At 64.2% G+C, this 15,610-nt stretch carries 18 protein-coding genes; 5 read left to right on the top strand and 13 right to left on the bottom strand.

Going from position 1 to position 15,610, the window contains the following annotated elements; translation table 11 throughout:
• The first annotated feature begins 174 nt into the window (after positions 1 to 174).
• The gene (locus tag ACSHT2_RS34630) at positions 175 to 477 is read left to right on the top strand and encodes a hypothetical protein (protein WP_440639602.1); all 303 of its coding nucleotides are present in this window, start codon (positions 175 to 177) and stop codon (positions 475 to 477) included.
• Here ACSHT2_RS34630 and ACSHT2_RS34625 read toward each other — a convergent pair whose 3' ends face one another.
• The 6 genes from ACSHT2_RS34625 to ACSHT2_RS34600 all read right to left on the bottom strand — a co-directional run bounded on the left by ACSHT2_RS34625 (position 478) and on the right by ACSHT2_RS34600 (position 5,397).
• Positions 478 to 1,398: a DUF1932 domain-containing protein gene (locus tag ACSHT2_RS34625; RefSeq protein ID WP_440639601.1), complete on the bottom strand. Its 921-nt coding sequence runs from the start codon at positions 1,396 to 1,398 to the stop codon at positions 478 to 480.
• Positions 1,398 to 2,267: a hypothetical protein gene (locus ACSHT2_RS34620; protein ID WP_440639599.1), complete on the bottom strand. Its 870-nt coding sequence runs from the start codon at positions 2,265 to 2,267 to the stop codon at positions 1,398 to 1,400. Before ACSHT2_RS34620 ends, ACSHT2_RS34625 begins: the two co-directional genes overlap by 1 nt.
• Before the next feature lie 25 nt (positions 2,268 to 2,292).
• Positions 2,293 to 2,976, bottom strand: a complete 684-nt coding sequence (locus ACSHT2_RS34615) for a 4-carboxy-4-hydroxy-2-oxoadipate aldolase/oxaloacetate decarboxylase (RefSeq protein ID WP_440639597.1) — start codon at positions 2,974 to 2,976, stop codon at positions 2,293 to 2,295.
• Positions 2,973 to 3,686 carry a PIG-L deacetylase family protein gene (locus tag ACSHT2_RS34610; RefSeq protein ID WP_440639595.1) on the bottom strand — a complete coding sequence of 238 codons (714 nt, stop codon included), beginning with the start codon at positions 3,684 to 3,686 and terminating at the stop codon, positions 2,973 to 2,975. The genes ACSHT2_RS34615 and ACSHT2_RS34610 overlap by 4 nt, the downstream gene beginning before the upstream one ends.
• 84 nt (positions 3,687 to 3,770) lie before the next feature.
• Positions 3,771 to 4,655, bottom strand: coding sequence for an amidohydrolase family protein (locus tag ACSHT2_RS34605; RefSeq protein ID WP_440639594.1), 885 nt, complete (start codon positions 4,653 to 4,655; stop codon positions 3,771 to 3,773).
• A 31-nt stretch (positions 4,656 to 4,686) separates the two neighbouring features.
• Positions 4,687 to 5,397 (bottom strand): TetR/AcrR family transcriptional regulator, encoded by a 711-nt coding sequence (locus tag ACSHT2_RS34600; RefSeq protein ID WP_440639593.1) that lies wholly within the window; start codon positions 5,395 to 5,397, stop codon positions 4,687 to 4,689.
• Positions 5,398 to 5,526: 129 nt separating this feature from the next.
• On the opposite strand from ACSHT2_RS34600, the gene ACSHT2_RS34595 reads away from it, so the two are divergent.
• Positions 5,527 to 6,504, top strand: coding sequence for a tripartite tricarboxylate transporter substrate binding protein (locus tag ACSHT2_RS34595; protein ID WP_440639591.1), 978 nt, complete (start codon positions 5,527 to 5,529; stop codon positions 6,502 to 6,504).
• A 308-nt stretch (positions 6,505 to 6,812) separates the two neighbouring features.
• Positions 6,813 to 7,736, top strand: coding sequence for a PepSY domain-containing protein (locus tag ACSHT2_RS34590; protein WP_440639589.1), 924 nt, complete (start codon positions 6,813 to 6,815; stop codon positions 7,734 to 7,736).
• Between the two features lie 8 nt (positions 7,737 to 7,744).
• Here the strand turns inward: ACSHT2_RS34590 and ACSHT2_RS34585 are convergent, their stop codons facing one another.
• Positions 7,745 to 8,887: a mechanosensitive ion channel family protein gene (locus ACSHT2_RS34585; RefSeq protein ID WP_440642998.1), complete on the bottom strand. Its 1,143-nt coding sequence runs from the start codon at positions 8,885 to 8,887 to the stop codon at positions 7,745 to 7,747.
• A 128-nt stretch (positions 8,888 to 9,015) separates the two neighbouring features.
• On the opposite strand from ACSHT2_RS34585, the gene ACSHT2_RS34580 reads away from it, so the two are divergent.
• A complete protein-coding gene (locus tag ACSHT2_RS34580; protein ID WP_440639588.1) occupies positions 9,016 to 10,266 on the top strand; it encodes a DUF763 domain-containing protein in 1,251 nt (416 codons plus the stop codon).
• A 36-nt stretch (positions 10,267 to 10,302) separates the two neighbouring features.
• Here the strand turns inward: ACSHT2_RS34580 and ACSHT2_RS34575 are convergent, their stop codons facing one another.
• The 5 genes from ACSHT2_RS34575 to ACSHT2_RS34555 all read right to left on the bottom strand — a co-directional run bounded on the left by ACSHT2_RS34575 (position 10,303) and on the right by ACSHT2_RS34555 (position 13,670).
• Positions 10,303 to 10,545 (bottom strand): hypothetical protein, encoded by a 243-nt coding sequence (locus tag ACSHT2_RS34575; RefSeq protein WP_440639586.1) that lies wholly within the window; start codon positions 10,543 to 10,545, stop codon positions 10,303 to 10,305.
• 229 nt (positions 10,546 to 10,774) lie between these two features.
• Positions 10,775 to 10,960, bottom strand: coding sequence for a hypothetical protein (locus ACSHT2_RS34570; RefSeq protein ID WP_155252159.1), 186 nt, complete (start codon positions 10,958 to 10,960; stop codon positions 10,775 to 10,777).
• 142 nt (positions 10,961 to 11,102) lie between these two features.
• Entirely contained in the window at positions 11,103 to 12,368 is a 1,266-nt protein-coding gene (locus tag ACSHT2_RS34565; protein ID WP_440639584.1) for a cytochrome P450, read from the bottom strand.
• A gap of 101 nt (positions 12,369 to 12,469) precedes the next feature.
• Positions 12,470 to 12,790, bottom strand: coding sequence for a hypothetical protein (locus ACSHT2_RS34560; protein WP_124158689.1), 321 nt, complete (start codon positions 12,788 to 12,790; stop codon positions 12,470 to 12,472).
• A 106-nt stretch (positions 12,791 to 12,896) separates the two neighbouring features.
• Entirely contained in the window at positions 12,897 to 13,670 is a 774-nt protein-coding gene (locus ACSHT2_RS34555) for a ferredoxin--NADP reductase (RefSeq protein WP_440639581.1), read from the bottom strand.
• Positions 13,671 to 13,825: 155 nt separating this feature from the next.
• Between ACSHT2_RS34555 and ACSHT2_RS34550 the strand changes: the two genes are divergently transcribed.
• Positions 13,826 to 15,022 carry an amidohydrolase family protein gene (locus tag ACSHT2_RS34550; protein WP_440639579.1) on the top strand — a complete coding sequence of 399 codons (1,197 nt, stop codon included), beginning with the start codon at positions 13,826 to 13,828 and terminating at the stop codon, positions 15,020 to 15,022.
• A 114-nt stretch (positions 15,023 to 15,136) separates the two neighbouring features.
• On the opposite strand, the gene ACSHT2_RS34545 is transcribed toward ACSHT2_RS34550, so the two are convergent.
• Positions 15,137 to 15,604 carry a MarR family winged helix-turn-helix transcriptional regulator gene (locus ACSHT2_RS34545; protein WP_440639578.1) on the bottom strand — a complete coding sequence of 156 codons (468 nt, stop codon included), beginning with the start codon at positions 15,602 to 15,604 and terminating at the stop codon, positions 15,137 to 15,139.
• Between the last annotated feature and the right edge of the window lie 6 nt (positions 15,605 to 15,610).

Genomic DNA, 15,610 nt, shown 5'->3' with positions numbered 1-15,610 from the left:
CAGCGGTAAGATCGTCGGGAGACCCGTCTGGCCGTGGAGCTACTCAGCACCGGCTCGGGGCCCACCCGAGATCGGTAGAATCCCGGACCGTAGCCAAACGCGTTGCGAGGCCGGCGACGCCGACCATAACTGCGGACCGCACTGACCATCTGCGTTCAGTGGGGAAGTATCGGTATGTTCAGCGCATTCAGCAGCATTGATGATGAAACCACCGATACGGCGGTGAAGCGGCTCGACGGCATCGGCCACGTTCTTTCGGGTCTCGATATCTTGGCGATCCAGACGCAGGACGACATGAACCGCACGCTCTGGACGCTCGACGCCGCCACAAAGTGCGTTCGCGCCGTGCTGGCGGAGTTCCGCACGCAGCCGGCCACGGAGCAGTTGGTCCGCAAATCCAGAAATCTGATCGACCTGATCGAACGCGCCCGCGATCAGGTCGTGAGCTTTCAGACCAGCGGCGCGGTCCTGAGCTGATTACTTGGTGCGGTTGATCTTTGCGAGGATTCGGTCCGCCTCGGTCCGCCAATCCGTGCTGCGGGCGAACTCTTTCGTGCCCCTGGCGCCGAACAGCCCTTCATCGGCGAGATCAGCCACCCAAGCCTGCCGTTCGGCAGTGCCTTGCGCGGACCATGGCGTCAAACCCGCCTCGCGCACGGTTTCGGCGACCTCACGCACCTCCTCGGCGCGGCGACGGCCGTGCTCGATCACGCGCTGGAAGCAATAGGCGCCCTGTTTCTCCCAGTCGATGCCGGGGAACGTCTCCGCGAGCGAGGCCAGCACCGCGTCCTCGACACCATAGGCGCGCGCGGTGGTGAAGCTTTCGATCACCATCGCCTCCAGGCCCTTGATCATGATGCTGCGGCACATCTTCACCGCAGAGGATACGCCGAGCCTGTCGCTCGCAACCTTCGCGGCAAAGCCGATCGCGTTCAACAGCGGCTCCAGCTCCCTCGCACCGGGCCCGCCGAGCAGCAGCGGCACCTTGATGCGATAGGGCGGCACCGAGGTCATCACCGCGCCCTCGACATAGCGCCCGGCAGCGCCGTCGATCAGGGCGGCGGCGCGCTGCTTGGCGCCCGGAGAAGCCGAATTGAAATCGAGAAACCAGGTGCCCTGATTGATCGCCGCAGCACAGGCCTTTGCGACCGGAACGGCCTGGCTTGCGGTGACGGCGGAGATGATGAAATCGGATTTCGCGGTCAGTTCGGCGTGCGAATCCGCGAGCGCCACGCCGAATTTTGCCGCATGCTCCTTCAGCAACGCGCCCTGCTCGTTTCCGAGCTTGATATCGTAGGCTGACACCTTGATATCTTGCTGGCGCAAATCCTCGGCCAGGATCCGCCCGACCTCGCCATACCCGACCAGCCCGATCTGCCAGCGCTTCGGATCCGCCATCAGTTCAATCCTCGTGTCGTCTCGTCGAACAGCTCCTCGACCGCATAGCGGCGCGGAATCAGCGCCTGTTGGAATGCGTAGTCGATGATCAGCTCGAGCGGCCTCCTGTTCGCTTCGATCCCGAACGGGATAAGGTCGGGCGTCGCCGCGGGCCCTGCCCGCTCCTTGCTCCGCTTCAGCAGATCATAGACGCCCGCGACCACGTCGGGCCGCGATTTGGCAAGCTGCTCGGTCACGACCACGAGATGGTTGACCGGCACGACGCCACGACGGGCGTACCATTTGGCGGCCTCGGCGGCGGGATCGGGGAATAGCGGCTTCAGCTTGGGATTGTCAGAGGTTTCGCCGAGCACGGCATCGAGCTCGCCGTCGATCAGCATCTGGAGAATGTTCTTGTCCTTCGGCGCGCGCTCGGTGGTGTCGACATATTCGGCCACGTGCGGATCCTCGAAGGTCACCCAGCGGATCCTGTCGAGATTGACGCCGTAGTCGTTGGCGAGGATACCCCTGATCCAGGCGCCCGTCGTGGTCGTGAAGGAGCGGATACCGACACGCTTGCCTTCGAGATCGGTCGGCCCGAGCCTCCCCCTTTCAGGATTGTAGAGCGCGTAGGCATGCTGGAAGCGTCCGAGCATGGCCGCCGGCAGCAGTACCAGCGGCTTGCCGTGCGCCTTCGCCATCAGGTAGGTGACGATCGCCATCTCGCAGACGTCGAAGGCCTGCTCGCGCACCATCGGCTTGAATGCCGTGTTGGTCGGCGTGTACGTGATGAAGTCGAAATCGAAGAGATCAGAGCGGAGCTCGCCGCTCTTCACCGCCTGGACATGAGGGTGGCTGCCGAGAACGGCTTTCAGCTTGAGACGATCCATCCGCCCGCTCCGCTTCCCTGTTGCTTCAGACGTCCTCGGGATTGTCGACATACACCAGTCCGGCCTTCGTCAGCGCCTCGCGCATGCCGTACATGTCGAGGCCGAGCTCGCCCGAGGCGAGCCGCTTGCGCTTGCCGCCCTCGTCCGCGTTGCGCTTCTTCGCCCTCTCGGCCACCTCGGCCGCATAGCGCTTCGGCACCACCACCACGCCGTCGTCATCGGCCACGACGATGTCGCCGGGATCGACGTTGACGCCGGCGCAAACGACCGGGATGTTGACCGAGCCGAGCGTGGCCTTCACCGTGCCCTTGGCCGATACCGCGCGCGACCACACTGGAAAGCGCATTTCGTGCAGCGCTTTGACGTCGCGACAGCCGGCGTCGATGATCAGCCCCTGCACGCCGCGCGCCTGCAGCGACGTCGCAAGCAACTCGCCGAACATGCCATCGGTGTTGTCGGTGGTGCAGCCGACGACGAGGACGTCGCCCGTCCTGCATTGCTCGACCGCGACATGGATCATCCAGTTGTCGCCGGGTTGCGCCAGCACGGTAACCGCAGGCCCCGCAATCGCCGCGCCCGGCCAGACAGGACGCAAGTAAGGCTTCATCAGGCCGATGCGGCCGTACGCCTCGTGCACGGTTGAGACGCCGTACACCGCCATGCCGGCGGGGTCGGCGCGCTTGATGTTGCGAACGACGATCGGCCTCATGCCAGCACCTCCTCGACTGTCGGGAACAGGCGCTGATAGGCCTCGCCATAGGTCATGGGCACGCCGGTATTGCGGCTGCCCTGGATGCCGCGGTTGAGCGCGACGCGCTCGTAATAGCCCCAGAGATGCTTTTGCGCGGCCAAAATCTGGAACGCCTCGTACTTCTCCTTCCAGACCTCGTCGATCTTCAGGATCAGGTTGGGCTTGTAATTGCACTGCTCCGGCTGGTGCGGCTCGAACAGGAACACCGGCGGCGCGGAATATTTGTACTGCGCGCCGGGCTTGTGGCCCATCGCCTGCGCGACCACGCGCGTCTCCTGCGCGAAATGCGCCGCATTCGGATGGTCGAAATTATAGGGATCTTCCAGCGCGTGCGTCAGCACGAAGCCCGGATTGAGCTCGCGGTAGATGTCGACCATGCGGTCGAAATGCGCCTCGGTGAGCTTGAGCGGATAATCACCGCAGTCGAAGAACTCGATCTCGGCACCCAACAGCTTTGCGGCCCGCTCCGCCTCATCCTTGCGGCCGGCCTTGACCGATTCAAGCGTCGCGCCTTTCTCCTTCCAGGCGAACTGGCTCTCGCCGCGCTCGCCGAACGACAGGCAGACGATTTTGATCCGATAGCCCTTCTTCGCGTGCAGTGCGATGGCGCCGCCGGCGCGCCAGACGAAATCGCCGGGATGCGCGGTGACGACGAGACCTGTTTTCATGGGTTACTCCTTTCGTTCACATGCATTGGCCGGCGCAGCGCCGGCAACGGATTCCCGCACAGCCTGTCGATCGCGAGAACGCCGTCACGCCTCGAACCCGAACAAGCGCGCCGGATTCTCGACAAGGATCTTCTCCTGAAATTCCGGCTCCGGCGCAAACAGCGGGATCAAATCGACGAGGTCGCCGTCATTCGGCATCACCTTGACGTTGGGATGCGGCCAGTCGGTGCCCCAGATGACGCGGTCGGGCGCGGTCTCGACGATCTTTCGCGCGAACGGCACCGCATCCGCAAATGGCGGGCCAGCCGAGGAGACCCGTTCCGAGCCGCAGATCTTGACCCAGCACTTCTCGTCGCGCTGCATCAGCTCGATCAAGATCCTGAACGGCAATTGATCGAGCCCGTTAGCAGCCTTCACACGGCCCATATGATCGATGGTGTAGCTCAGCGGCAGCTTTGTCAGCATGTCGGCATAGTCCGGCAGGTCGATCGCATCGAAGTGCAGATCGATGTGCCAGCCGAGCGGCGTGACCATCGCGACGATGCGGTCGAAGACGCGCTTGTCGGGAACACCGCCGAGATGGCGCACGAAGTTGAAGCGGCAGCCCCGGAAGCCGCCGTCGTGCAGCACGCGAAGCCCGCGTTCGGTGATGGTGTCGTCGATATTGGCGACGGCACGGTAGGCGCCGTTGCTCTGCGCGATGGCATCGAGCGCCACCGTGTTGTCGGTCCCGTGCACGCTGGCATTGACGATGACGGCGCGCTCGACGCCGAGCTTGGCGTGCAGGATGCGGAAATCCTCCAGCGGCGCGTCGGGCGGCGTGTAGGAACGATCCGGCGCGTAAGGGTATTTCGCGCCGGGCCCGAAGATGTGGCAATGCGCGTCGCAGGACAGCTTCGGCAGCTTGAACTTCGGCGTGCGCGTGTTTGGATCGGGCGGCGGAATGGTCGGCGTGTACATCATCGTCATCAGGTGAACCGCCGAAGCGAGACCGCGTGCTTCAAGTCTTGCTGCTGACGACCGGCCGCCGCCGCGCCGGCGCGACCTGGTCCAACGCCGGCGCCTGCAATGCGGCGACAGTCGCCTGCACCAATTGCTCGATGGCGCCTGCGGCATCGCTGCCGTCGGCCTCGCCGCGCGACAGGCGCGAAACGCGTTCCGGCGTCACCAGCGAATAATAGAGCGCACCGAGCAGAAAGTGGCTGCGCCAGACGATATCGGTACGCGGAATATGCGGCAGGCTCTCGTGGATCGCGTCGACGAAGGCATGGCTGGTGTCGTCGAAGGTCTGCGCGATGATCTTTCGCGCGACCTCGTTGCCTTCCGCCGACATCACCGCGCGCAGCCGCGTGAAGCGCGCCCCCCCGCCGGCAAGGTCGCTGCCCGAAGTGAAGGCCGGCACCACATAGGCGCGCACGATCGCCTCCAGCCGGTCCTGGAGATCGCGCACACGCCTGGCGGCGGCAAGCAGTTCAGAACGGCGCAGGTTCATCGGCCCGCAATGTCGCCGGTAGATCTCCAGCAGCAGACCGTCCTTGGTCTTGAAATGATATGTCACGCTGCCCGGATTGGCCCCGGCGGCATGCGCGATATCACGCACCGACACGGCATTGAAGCCGTTGGTGGCGAACAGCTCCTCGGCCGCGGCGAGGATCGCCTCGCGCATGTTCGGCTTGCGGGCCGTTTCCTTGCTGGTGGGCTTGCGTATCATGTGATTTGTACTATCGTACAAAAGATCAGGTCTCGTCAACAACAACGATGGCAGGGTTCAGTCGGGCTGTAAGGAGCGCCGCTGGAACGCGCATGCCGTCTATCATGCCGTCTATGGAGTGCTGGAAATATGCTGGGTTTGAACAAGAAGATCGGCCGCCTGCTGCTGGGCACCACTCTGCTGCTGGCAGCGAGCGCCGCTCGAGCCGACAACTATCCGAGCAAGCCGGTCCACATCTTGGTGCCCTATGCAGCGGGTGGAGCAGTCGATGTGCTCGCGCGCACGCTGGGCCAGGCGCTGGCCAAGACGTGGGGGCAGCAGCCCGTGATCGACAATCGTCCTGGCGCGGGCGGCATCGTCGCCTCTCAGACGCTGACAAAGTCTGCACCTGACGGTTACACGCTGATCCTGGTCGCGAGCGGCCATCCGCTCAACCAGTTCATCTATCCAAGCGTGCCTTACGACACGTTCAAGGATTTCACCGCGATCACCGAAGTCGCCTCGTCCCCGCTCGCGATCGTGGTGGCCAAGGACAGCCCGTACAAGACCCTCGGCGATCTCCTTGCCGCCGCCAGGAAGGAGCCGGACAAGCTCTCCTACGGCATGTCTGGCAATGGCACCTCGGCACATCTCGCGGGTGAGCTGCTGAAATACATGTCCGGCACCAAGATCGTCGCGATCCCCTACAAGGGCGGCGCACCGGCGCTGACGGCTGTGATCGCCGGCGAGATTCCGCTCAGCATCAATCCGCTTGCCGAAGCGATCGGCCAGCTCGAGGGCGGCCCGGTGCGCGCGCTGGCGGTAACCTCCGCCGAACGCTCGAAGGCGCTGCCGGATGTTCCGACCATCGCCGAGGCCGGCGTGCCCGGCTACGACGTCTCGGTCTGGTGGGGCGTTCTTGGGCCGGCAAAAATGCCGCCGGAGATCGTGTCCAAGCTCGAAGCCGATCTGAAGGCCGCGCTGCGGGACCCCGGCGTGCTATCGACGCTCAGCAAGATCGGCGCGGCACCGGTCGGCTCCTCCGCCAAGGAGTTCGACGCCTACATGCACGCCGAGGCGACCAAATGGGAGCCGGTACTGAAGGCCGCCAACATCCGCGCGCAGTAAGGCTCTGCACCCTTCCAGGTGCATCGCGCGCACCGCCCTGCTTGCATCTTAAGTCGTTGCTTCGCTTGCTGCGCCCGCCCGCGCTGACGGCGAAGCAAGGCGCCTGGCGGCGGACAGCAGGCCGGCTTGACCAAGGCAGAACGCGAATAGGTCGCATTCGCTAGATGCTCCACCAGTAGCTGGAGATGTCAGATGACATCCGGCCAGCTTGCGCGCGGTTGCTGTAAATCAACGCAACAACATGGACAAAGCGTCATTTGTCTTCGCCATGCTGCACGAGCACGATCGCAGGATGAAGGAGATGACGAATGAGCAAGCCCGCAATGCTGACTCTGCATCGCTGGATCACCTTGGTGTTCGCGCTGCCCCTGCTTGTCATCATCGTCACCGGCTTGATCCTGTCGTTCGAGCCCATGGTGCAAGTCAGTCGCACCGGCGGTCCGGCGATCGAGTCTTCTCGCGTCATCGGACTGATGAAGCGGTACGATCCCGACAACAAGGCGCGCGGCCTCTCGTTCGATGCATCCCTCCAGCGGATGACGCTGCAAGGCGCAGGCGTGCCGGCGATCGACCTCGCGACCGGCGAAGCTGCTGTCAGCGGCTCCGCCCTCTCCGATCTCTTCCTTTGGGCACGCGTCACGCACGAGCGGTTGCTCGGCCGGGCCTGGCTGGTGACGACGTCGACCGTTGCCCTGGTCGTCATCATGCTGCTGGGCATTCTCATGGGACTGCCGCGGCTGCGCAACACGCTGTCCGGATGGCACAAGGGCACCGCATGGTTCGCGCTGCCGCTGATCCTGCTGAGTCCTTTGACGGGCCTGTGCATGGCCTTTGGGCTGACCCTGCAGGGCGGAGCCGCTCCGGCGGACGGCGGACGTCCCGTTGCCCTGCCGGAGGCGGTTCGCATGGTCGCAGACCAGCACGACCTCTCGCATGTGATCTCGATCGGTACGCGCGGCGGTCGCGTGATGGCGCGACTCAACGAGGACGGAGAACTGCGCGCTTACGCCGTCAATTCGAGCGGGGTCGCGCCGTTGCCGCGCAACTGGCCACGGCTGATCCATGAGGGAAACTGGTCGGCCTTGATCGCTTCGCCTCTCAACGTCATCACCTCGATCGCCCTTCTGACGCTGCTGTCGACGGGGCTCCTGATCTGGGCCCGGCGGAAGCTGCGCAAGCCGAGCCGGCGCGCGGATCGGCCAGCCGACGCGGCCGTGGTCGGCGCCGGCTGATCGCGGAGTCAATTGCGCCCGCCTGCCCGCATCTTCTCCGGCGGCGTGACGCGCCGCGCGAAATCAGCATCATCGCCGCCAGACGGGATCAGGATCGCGCGTTCGCGCGGCAGCGCCTCCGGCATCTCGTCGCGGATGAAGGCCACCAGCTTCTCCCTCATCTCGCAGCGGAGGTCCCAGGACTGCGGTGCATTCCTGGCGCTGACCAGCGCCCGAAGCTCGATGGTGCGCGCATCGGCATCGATCACCTGGAGATTGACTACCTCGCCGTCCCACAGCTTTGACTGCTTCACCGCCTGCTCCAGCCAGTTCCTGATGCGTTGGACGTCGGCACGATAGTCGACATGAAGCGCGATCACGCCGATGAGGGATGCGGTGTCGCGCGTCCAGTTCTGGAACGGCTTTTCGATAAAATAGGACAGCGGCACCACCATGCGGCGCCAGTCCCACAGCCGGATCACGACGTAGGTCGAGGCGATGTCCTCGACCCAGCCCCATTCGTTCTCGATGATCACGGCGTCCTCGATGCGGATCGGCTGGGTGATCGCGATCTGCAAACCCGCGATCAGGTTGCTCAGCAGCGGCCGGGCGGCAAGACCGACGATGATACCGGCCGCGCCGGCCGAGGCGAACAGGCTGACGCCATACTGCCTCACCGAGTCGAACGTCATCAATGCCGTCGACACCGTGATGACGACAATGATCGTGTCGGTGACGCGCTTGAACACGCGCACCTGCGTGACATGCTTGCGTGCGATGAAATTCTCGGTGACGTCGCGAAAGTTCTGGAGATAGCGCGCCGCACTCATGTCGACGATCCGGATCGAGATCCAGCCGATCAGCGCGATGAAGGCCACGACGAACAGCCGCATCAGCGGCGTGCGGATCGCATCGTCCAGCGGCGCGAGCGGCAGCACCAGTGCGACGGCAGCCAGACAAAGAGCGAGCTGGGCCGGGCCCGCGGTTCGATCGATGAACACGCTCAGAATGGAAAAACGGGTTCCGAATGCGCGGCCGAGCAGCCATATGGCAACCCGATAGGCCAGCAGTGCGAGCAGAATCGCGCCGGCAACAAGGCTAAGGCCGATGAACCATGAAGGTATCCAGCCGAACATCCTGTCGATGTCGGCCATGAGGCCCTGCCAATTCATTGCCGTCCCCGTCATTGCATGCGTACCACGGCGCTCAACGCCTTCCGGCCGGCTTGGCTCCCCCGTTCAGTGCAACGCAGCATTCCGCTGATGCAAACGTCCCCGAATTGCGCTAGATTCGGCAGTCCATGACTCGACGAACCGGCAGCGCCGATCTCCCTCTTCACACCGGACGGGTTCCGCCGTGGCTGGCGAGTCGCATGTCCTCGCTGGGCGCGATCGTCACCCAGGCGATCGTGCATCATTACGGCCGCGATGCGTTCCTCCAACGGCTGTCGCATCCGTTCTGGTTCCAGTCGTTTGGCGCCGTGATGGGGATGGACTGGCACTCCTCCGGCATCACCACCTCGGTGATCGGCGCACTGAAGCGCGGGCTCGGACCGCTTCAGGACGAGCTCGGAATTTATGTCTGTGGCGGCCGAGGTCAGCATTCGCGCAAGACGCCGGACGAGTTGTTGCAACTCGCCGAACGCGTCGGCTTCGACGGCGCAAAGCTGACGCGCGCCAGCCGTCTGGTGGCCAAGGTCGACAGCGCCGCGGTCCAGGACGGTTTCGACCTTTACCTGCACGGCTTCTTCGTGACGGCCGACGCCAAATGGACGGTGGTGCAGCAGGGCATGAACGGCGACAAGCGGCAGGCGCGACGCTATCACTGGCATTCCGAGGCGCTGAAGAGCTTTGTCGATGCACCGCACAGCGCAATCGACGGGCCGCAGCAGGGAGAGATCGTCAATCTCACCGATCATCGCGCCGACATCTCTCGGACAGCGCAGCTCGAACTGCTCTCCGGTCTCGGCCCGGATCGCATCGTCTCCGAATTCGAACGGCTCATCGGGACCGGGGCCACGCCGGCACAAGGCACGCTGCCGCATCTGATCATGCCTGCCCATCACGACGTCCGTCCCAAGGACGTCTTCGCGCGCCGCCTGCACGGCACGCTGGCCGCAGCGGCCGAGCGGGGCCCGGTCGATTTCCCGGAGCTGCTGCTGACGCCGGGCGTCGGCGCGCGCACCGTGCGCTCGCTCGCGATGGTCGCAGAGGTCGTGCACGGCGCGCCCTATCGTTTCAGGGACCCCGCGCGTTTCTCGCTCGCCCATGGCGGCAAGGACCGGCATCCCTACCCCGTTCCGATCAAGGTCTATGACGAGACCATCCGGGTACTGAAGGGCGCGATCCAGAACGCGAAGCTCGGACGCGAGGAAGAGATGCACGCGATCAAGCGTCTTGACGAACAGGCGCGACGGCTGGAGCGGACCGCCCGCGGTCCCTCGGTTGAGACTTTCATCGCTGGTGAGCGTGCGGCCTCCCCGGATCTCGATGGCCGTTCGGTGTTCGGCTGGGAGCGCGATCTTGCGCCCACAAAAAAGCGGACCGGCTGAACACCGGTCCGCGAGTTGGCGGGAGGAACGTCCCTCTCAGGTCTCGTCGGTCTCCGGCGTCCCGTCGAGCCGGTTCGCGGCGTGGTCCTGATATTGTTCAGTCTGGATCGACTTTCCGTCCATGCCACGAATGTCCGAATGCTGTTTCTTGTCACGGTTGGACAGCACCATGTTGTCGCCGATCATATCCTTGGGTACGTCGGTCAGTCCGCCGGTGCCGTCGCCCTTGCCGTGCATGCCCGATCTGAAATGCGTTTTGCTGCCATGCCCACTTGGCATTTGTCTCTCCTCTTGCAGTGACCTTCCAAAGACTTAGTGCTTCTGTTGCGCCGGCATCGGTTTCGGCTTGTGCCCGCTCTGACCGGGATCGTTGTGCTTGTCGTGATCGCGTTCCCGGCGGCTTCTTAACCCTCCAATGGCGCCTTGGCTTTCTCATGCGAGGCCCCGGGTCCGCCCTGACGGATGCTGTTCGGGGTCGTGGTGGATGTCGAATGGAATGTCGCTCTCCTCAACGATCCTGCTGGTAGCCTTGATTGGTCGTGTTCTGCTTGATGTTGCCCTGCTGTCCCTGCTGGTCCGGATTCTGAGCACGTTGCTGGCCGTGTGGCGCCTGATCGGCGGACGTTTGCTTGCTGTCGCCAGTTCCCTTGCGGCTCTGATTGTCCGGCGGAACAGGTGGCATTTTGCTGGTCATGATCTTGTCTCCCGTTAAGACGTCGATCTGCGACATGCACGGCCAAGGAATTCACAGCCGCGCGTCCAAGAGACAACAGGTCCAGCGGCACACCGTTCCTGACTGATCGCGCGCGGCAAAGTTTTCCGAAGGAACGCTGATCTCAACTCGTCGCGGTGAGGGAACGCTCAAGGCTCGCTCCTGCCCGCCCCGGTGTTCCACGGCTCTCAGCCGTGACGGGAAGTTTCGCGATCGCGCGCAAGCCCGGCCGCCTGCGCCAATGGACCTCGGCGGGATCGACGGCAAGACCGAGTTTCGGCCATCGCACGAACAGCGCCTCCAGCGCGCAAGCCGCCTCGATGCGCGCGAGTTGATGGCCAAGACAGAAATGGATTCCCGTGCCGAACGAGATATGGCGGTTCGGCTTGCGTTCGAGATCGAGGCGCTCGGGACGATCATGCACCGCCGGATCCATGTTTGCAGCGGCAAGCATCACCATGACGCGGTCGCCCTTCTTCAGGCGCACGCCCTCGACCTCGACGTCGCGGCGCACATAGCGGGGTTTGGAGAATTGCACCGGCGAAACGAACCGCAGGAACTCCTCCACCGCAAGCCCGACGCGGCTCCAGTCCTGTTCCAGCCAGTCACGCAAGCCGGGATTCCTGAGAAGCTCATGCACCGAACCGCTAATGAGATGAGTGGTCGTCTCGGATCCCGCCGCGAGCAACAGAAACACCATCGAAACCATTTCGTCCGGCGTGATCTGACCGCCCTCGCGCTCGACCTGGACCAGTTCGGCAATCAGACCCTCGCCGCCATGCGCGCGTGCAATCTGCAACTGCTGTTCGAGGTAGACTCGCATCTTGCGGAACGTGAACAGCAAACGGAAGAAGCTGACGACATTCGTCAGCGAGGACATCTCGTTGGCCCAGGCGATGAACTTCGGACGATCGGCCGGCGGCAGGCCCAGGAGCTCCGAGATTACCGCGAGCGGCAGGATGCGCGCGTAGCGCTGGACGAGATCGGCCGGGCTTCCCGCTGCGAACAGCTCGTCCGCAAGCGTGTCGGCGATGGCACGGATGCGCGGCTCCATCGCAACGATCGCGCGGCGGCGAAACGCCTCGTCCACGATGCTGCGCAGCCGCGTGTGATCCGGCTCGTCCATCGTCAGCATGTTGTTGGCGATGGTCCTGACATATCTCGGCATCCACCAGCGCAGACCCGCGACGTCGCCGTCCTCCTTGCGCAGCGTGAAGGTCGCGCCGTCCTTCAGCACCTGTGCTGTCGCGTCATGGGTCGTGGTGATCCAGACATCGCCGACGATGGGGAATCGCGTCGCAACCACAGGGCCGGACATGCGCAAGGTAGCGATCGCCTTGGGCGGATCGCGAAAGAAGGCCTCGTTGGTGAAATCGAGCCTTGCTGTCATGGGATCACCGGGGCGATTGGTGGCGTATCACCGAGATGGTGCATGGTGCGGCCGCCGCAAGGGGCCGCCTCCTCATCGACCGCAGACGTGGAGAGATGCGCCTATCCGCCCCCGGGCGAACGCTGGCCAGTCTTGCGCTGCTGGGTGTAGGCGTCCCAATGGCTCCAGCTGCCATTGCTGAGGCTCTGCAGGTCGGTTGCGAGCGGACGGCGTGTGCGCTTGTCGTGATCGGCGATCGCGCGCTCCGATTGCGCGATCTTCCGCTTGAGTTCCGCGACCGCCTTCTGGGTTTGGCCATTCCGCTTCGATGAGGCGATCTCGCCCATCGTGAAGCGCGCGGTCTCCAGCGCCTTCAACTCGGCGCGGTTCTTCTTCAACTGAACCCGGTGCCAGGCGATGTTGCTGTCGCTGTCCGCAACCATGTGGGAACTCCGCTGATTCGCTTCCACATAGTATCAAGCGCCGAATCGGCGCCGCAACGGGCTCCAGGCGGCGAAAATACGATCTTATTGCGCAGGAATTCCGTGATTACCGCTCGGCGAAGGCCTTTTCGACCACGAACTGGGCCGGCTCGCCGTGATTGCCCTCGACGAAGCCGCGCTCGCCCAGGAGCACGCGGGTGTCCGCCACCAGCGCCGGGCTGCCGCAGATCATGACGCGATCCCGGGCTGCTTCCAGCACCGGCAGGCCGATATCGGTGAACAGCTTGCCCGACGTGATGAGGTCGGTGATACGGCCGCGGTTGCGGAAGGGATCGCGGGTCACGGTCGGGTAGTAGATCAGCTGATTGCGAATATACTCGCCGATCAGTTCGTCCTTCGGCAGTTGCTCGGTGATCATCTCGCCATAGGCGAGCTCCTTCACGTGCCGGCAGCCGTGCAGCAGCACGACCTTCTCGAACCGCTCATAGGTCTCGGGGTCCTTGATCACGCTCAGGAAAGGCGCGAGGCCGGTGCCGGTGCCGATGAGGTAGAGGTTGCGCCCTTCCTCCAGATTGTCGATCACGAGCGTGCCGGTCGCCTTGCGGCTGACGATGATCTCGTCGCCTTCCTTCAAATGCTGAAGCCGCGAGGTCAGCGGGCCGTCCGGCACCTTGATCGAGAAGAACTCGAGCGTGTCCTCGTAGTTGGCGCTGGCGACGCTATAGGCCCGCAGCAGCGGCTTCTCGCCGACCTTGAGCCCGATCATGGTGAATTCGCCGTTGCGGAAACGGAAGGTCGGGCTGCGAGTGGTCTTGAAGGAGAAGAGCGTGTCGGTCCAATGGTGGACGCTCAAAACGCTTTCCTGATTGAAATTGCTCATCACACCTTCCCTGTCGCGTCATTGCGGTTACGAGGCGGGCAGCTATGCGTCGTTAGTACACGATCATTCGTATACTAATGAATAATCCTGCTTGATCCCGCGGTCAAGGCTGCCCAAGATCGAAAGCGCTGCAATTAAGGACAAGGACCTCTTCCATGGCGCATGACGCACCCCAGGCCACCGGACCCTCCAAGCTCGTGATCCGAAATATCGGCCTGATCCTGTCCGGCGCTTTGGAGAAGCCGATCCTGGACGGCGACACCATCGTCGCCGAGAACGGCAAGATCACCGCGATCGGCCGCTTCAAGGACGTCAACATTGAAGGCGCGACCACCATCGTCGATGCCCACGGCACCACCGTCGCGCCGGGCCTGATCGACAGCCATGTCCACCCCGTTGCGGGTGACTGGACTCCGCGCCAGAACCAGACCAACTGGATCGACAGCTATCTCCACGGCGGCGTCACCACCATGATCTCCGCCGGCGAGGTCCATATGCCCGGCCGGCCCCGCGACGTCGTCGGCCTCAAGGCCATGGCCGTGTTCGCCCAGCGCGCGTTCTGGACCTTGCGTCCCGGCGGCGTGAAGGTTCACGCCGGCGCGCCGGTGATCGAATGCGAGATGGTCGAGGAAGATTTCAAGGAGATGGCTGCCAACGGCGTCAAGTTGCTCGGCGAAGTCGGCCTCGGCGGCGTCAAGGACGGCCCGACAGCACGCAAGATGGTCGGCTGGGCCCGCAAATACGGCATCCAGAGCACCATCCACACCGGCGGCCCCTCGATCCCCGGCTCCGGCCTGATCGACAAGGACGTGGTGCTGGAGGCCGACACCGACGTCGTCGGCCACATCAATGGCGGTCACACCGCACTGCCCGATGACCAGATCCGCTGCATTTGCGAGGGCTGCAAGCGCGGTCTCGAGCTCGTCCACAACGGCAATGAGCGCTCGGCCTTGTTCACGCTGCGCACCGCGCGCGAGATGGGCGATCTGCATCGGGTCATCCTCGGCACCGATGCGCCCGCCGGCTCCGGCGTGCAGCCGCTCGGCATTTTGCGCATGGTCTCGATGCTGTCCTCGCTCGGCGATCTGCCGGCCGAGCTCGCCTTCTGCCTTGCCACCGGCAACACTGCGCGGATGCGGCAGCTCGATTGCGGCCTGATCGAGGTCGGCCGCTCCGCCGACTTCGTCATCATGGACAAGGCGCAGCACTCGCCCGGCAAGAACATCCTGGAGAGCGTCCAGCTCGGCGACCTCCCCGGCATCGGCATGACCATCATCGACGGCATCGTGCGGACGCAACGCAGCCGCAACACGCCGCCTGCCGGGAAGGTGCCGGAGGTGGTGGCGAAGTGACGCCATTTGCCGCCATTCCGGGGCGCGCGTGAGCGCGAACCCGGAATCCCGAGGTTGTGGTGCAAGATTCCGGGTTCACGCGCGACGCGCGTGCCCCCGGAATGACAGAGACATTCACCTCAACTTATTCAGGAGCACCATCAGCAGCTCGCGCTCCTTGGGCTCGAGCGGTGCCAGCGTCTCGCGCGTGATCGCCAGCGCATTGGGCGCCAGCTTCTCCGCAAGCTGCTGACCCGCGCGCGTCAGGCTGACCAGGAGCCGCCGTCCGTCATCGGGATCCTGGCTCGTCTCGGTCAGGCCGCGCGCGGTGAGACGATCGATCACGCCCTTGATGGTCGCGACGTCCATCGCCGTCAGCCGCCCGAGCTGATTCTGCGAGCACGACCCGGTCTCAGCCAATTTCGACAATGCCGCCCATTGCGTCGGCGTCAGATTGGTGCCGATGTCGCGGGCGAAGATCGAGCTGTGGCGCTGCCAGACCTGGCGCAGGATGAAACCGACCTGCTCGTCGAGCACGTAAGGCGGCCTGTTAAACGCTTTGGCCGGTTTGACGTTCTTCTTCGCCGTCACGCTTCTCGCCATCCGTTC

It is taken from the genome of Bradyrhizobium sp. PUT101 (assembly GCF_052043945.1).
Classification (GTDB): Bacteria; Pseudomonadota; Alphaproteobacteria; order Rhizobiales; family Xanthobacteraceae; genus Bradyrhizobium.
This window is presented reverse-complemented; position numbering and strand designations above follow the sequence as displayed.

Bases quoted from the DNA above. Each gene is read 5' to 3' on its own strand.
- ACSHT2_RS34610 (WP_440639595.1), bottom strand. From the start codon at position 3,686: ATGAAAACAGGTCTCGTCGTCACCGCGCATCCCGGCGATTTCGTCTGG.
- ACSHT2_RS34615 (WP_440639597.1), bottom strand. From the start codon at position 2,976: ATGAGGCCGATCGTCGTTCGCAACATCAAGCGCGCCGACCCCGCCGGC.
- ACSHT2_RS34555 (WP_440639581.1), bottom strand. From the start codon at position 13,670: ATGAGCAATTTCAATCAGGAAAGCGTTTTGAGCGTCCACCATTGGACC.
- ACSHT2_RS34625 (WP_440639601.1), bottom strand. From the start codon at position 1,398: ATGGCGGATCCGAAGCGCTGGCAGATCGGGCTGGTCGGGTATGGCGAG.
- ACSHT2_RS34595 (WP_440639591.1), top strand. From the start codon at position 5,527: ATGCTGGGTTTGAACAAGAAGATCGGCCGCCTGCTGCTGGGCACCACT.
- ACSHT2_RS34580 (WP_440639588.1), top strand. From the start codon at position 9,016: ATGACTCGACGAACCGGCAGCGCCGATCTCCCTCTTCACACCGGACGG.
- ACSHT2_RS34575 (WP_440639586.1), bottom strand. From the start codon at position 10,545: ATGCCAAGTGGGCATGGCAGCAAAACGCATTTCAGATCGGGCATGCAC.
- ACSHT2_RS34550 (WP_440639579.1), top strand. From the start codon at position 13,826: ATGGCGCATGACGCACCCCAGGCCACCGGACCCTCCAAGCTCGTGATC.
- ACSHT2_RS34620 (WP_440639599.1), bottom strand. From the start codon at position 2,267: ATGGATCGTCTCAAGCTGAAAGCCGTTCTCGGCAGCCACCCTCATGTC.
- ACSHT2_RS34605 (WP_440639594.1), bottom strand. From the start codon at position 4,655: ATGACGATGATGTACACGCCGACCATTCCGCCGCCCGATCCAAACACG.
- ACSHT2_RS34585 (WP_440642998.1), bottom strand. From the start codon at position 8,887: ATGAATTGGCAGGGCCTCATGGCCGACATCGACAGGATGTTCGGCTGG.
- ACSHT2_RS34590 (WP_440639589.1), top strand. From the start codon at position 6,813: ATGAGCAAGCCCGCAATGCTGACTCTGCATCGCTGGATCACCTTGGTG.
- ACSHT2_RS34565 (WP_440639584.1), bottom strand. From the start codon at position 12,368: ATGACAGCAAGGCTCGATTTCACCAACGAGGCCTTCTTTCGCGATCCG.
- ACSHT2_RS34570 (WP_155252159.1), bottom strand. From the start codon at position 10,960: ATGACCAGCAAAATGCCACCTGTTCCGCCGGACAATCAGAGCCGCAAG.
- ACSHT2_RS34630 (WP_440639602.1), top strand. From the start codon at position 175: ATGTTCAGCGCATTCAGCAGCATTGATGATGAAACCACCGATACGGCG.
- ACSHT2_RS34560 (WP_124158689.1), bottom strand. From the start codon at position 12,790: ATGGTTGCGGACAGCGACAGCAACATCGCCTGGCACCGGGTTCAGTTG.
- ACSHT2_RS34545 (WP_440639578.1), bottom strand. From the start codon at position 15,604: ATGGCGAGAAGCGTGACGGCGAAGAAGAACGTCAAACCGGCCAAAGCG.
- ACSHT2_RS34600 (WP_440639593.1), bottom strand. From the start codon at position 5,397: ATGATACGCAAGCCCACCAGCAAGGAAACGGCCCGCAAGCCGAACATG.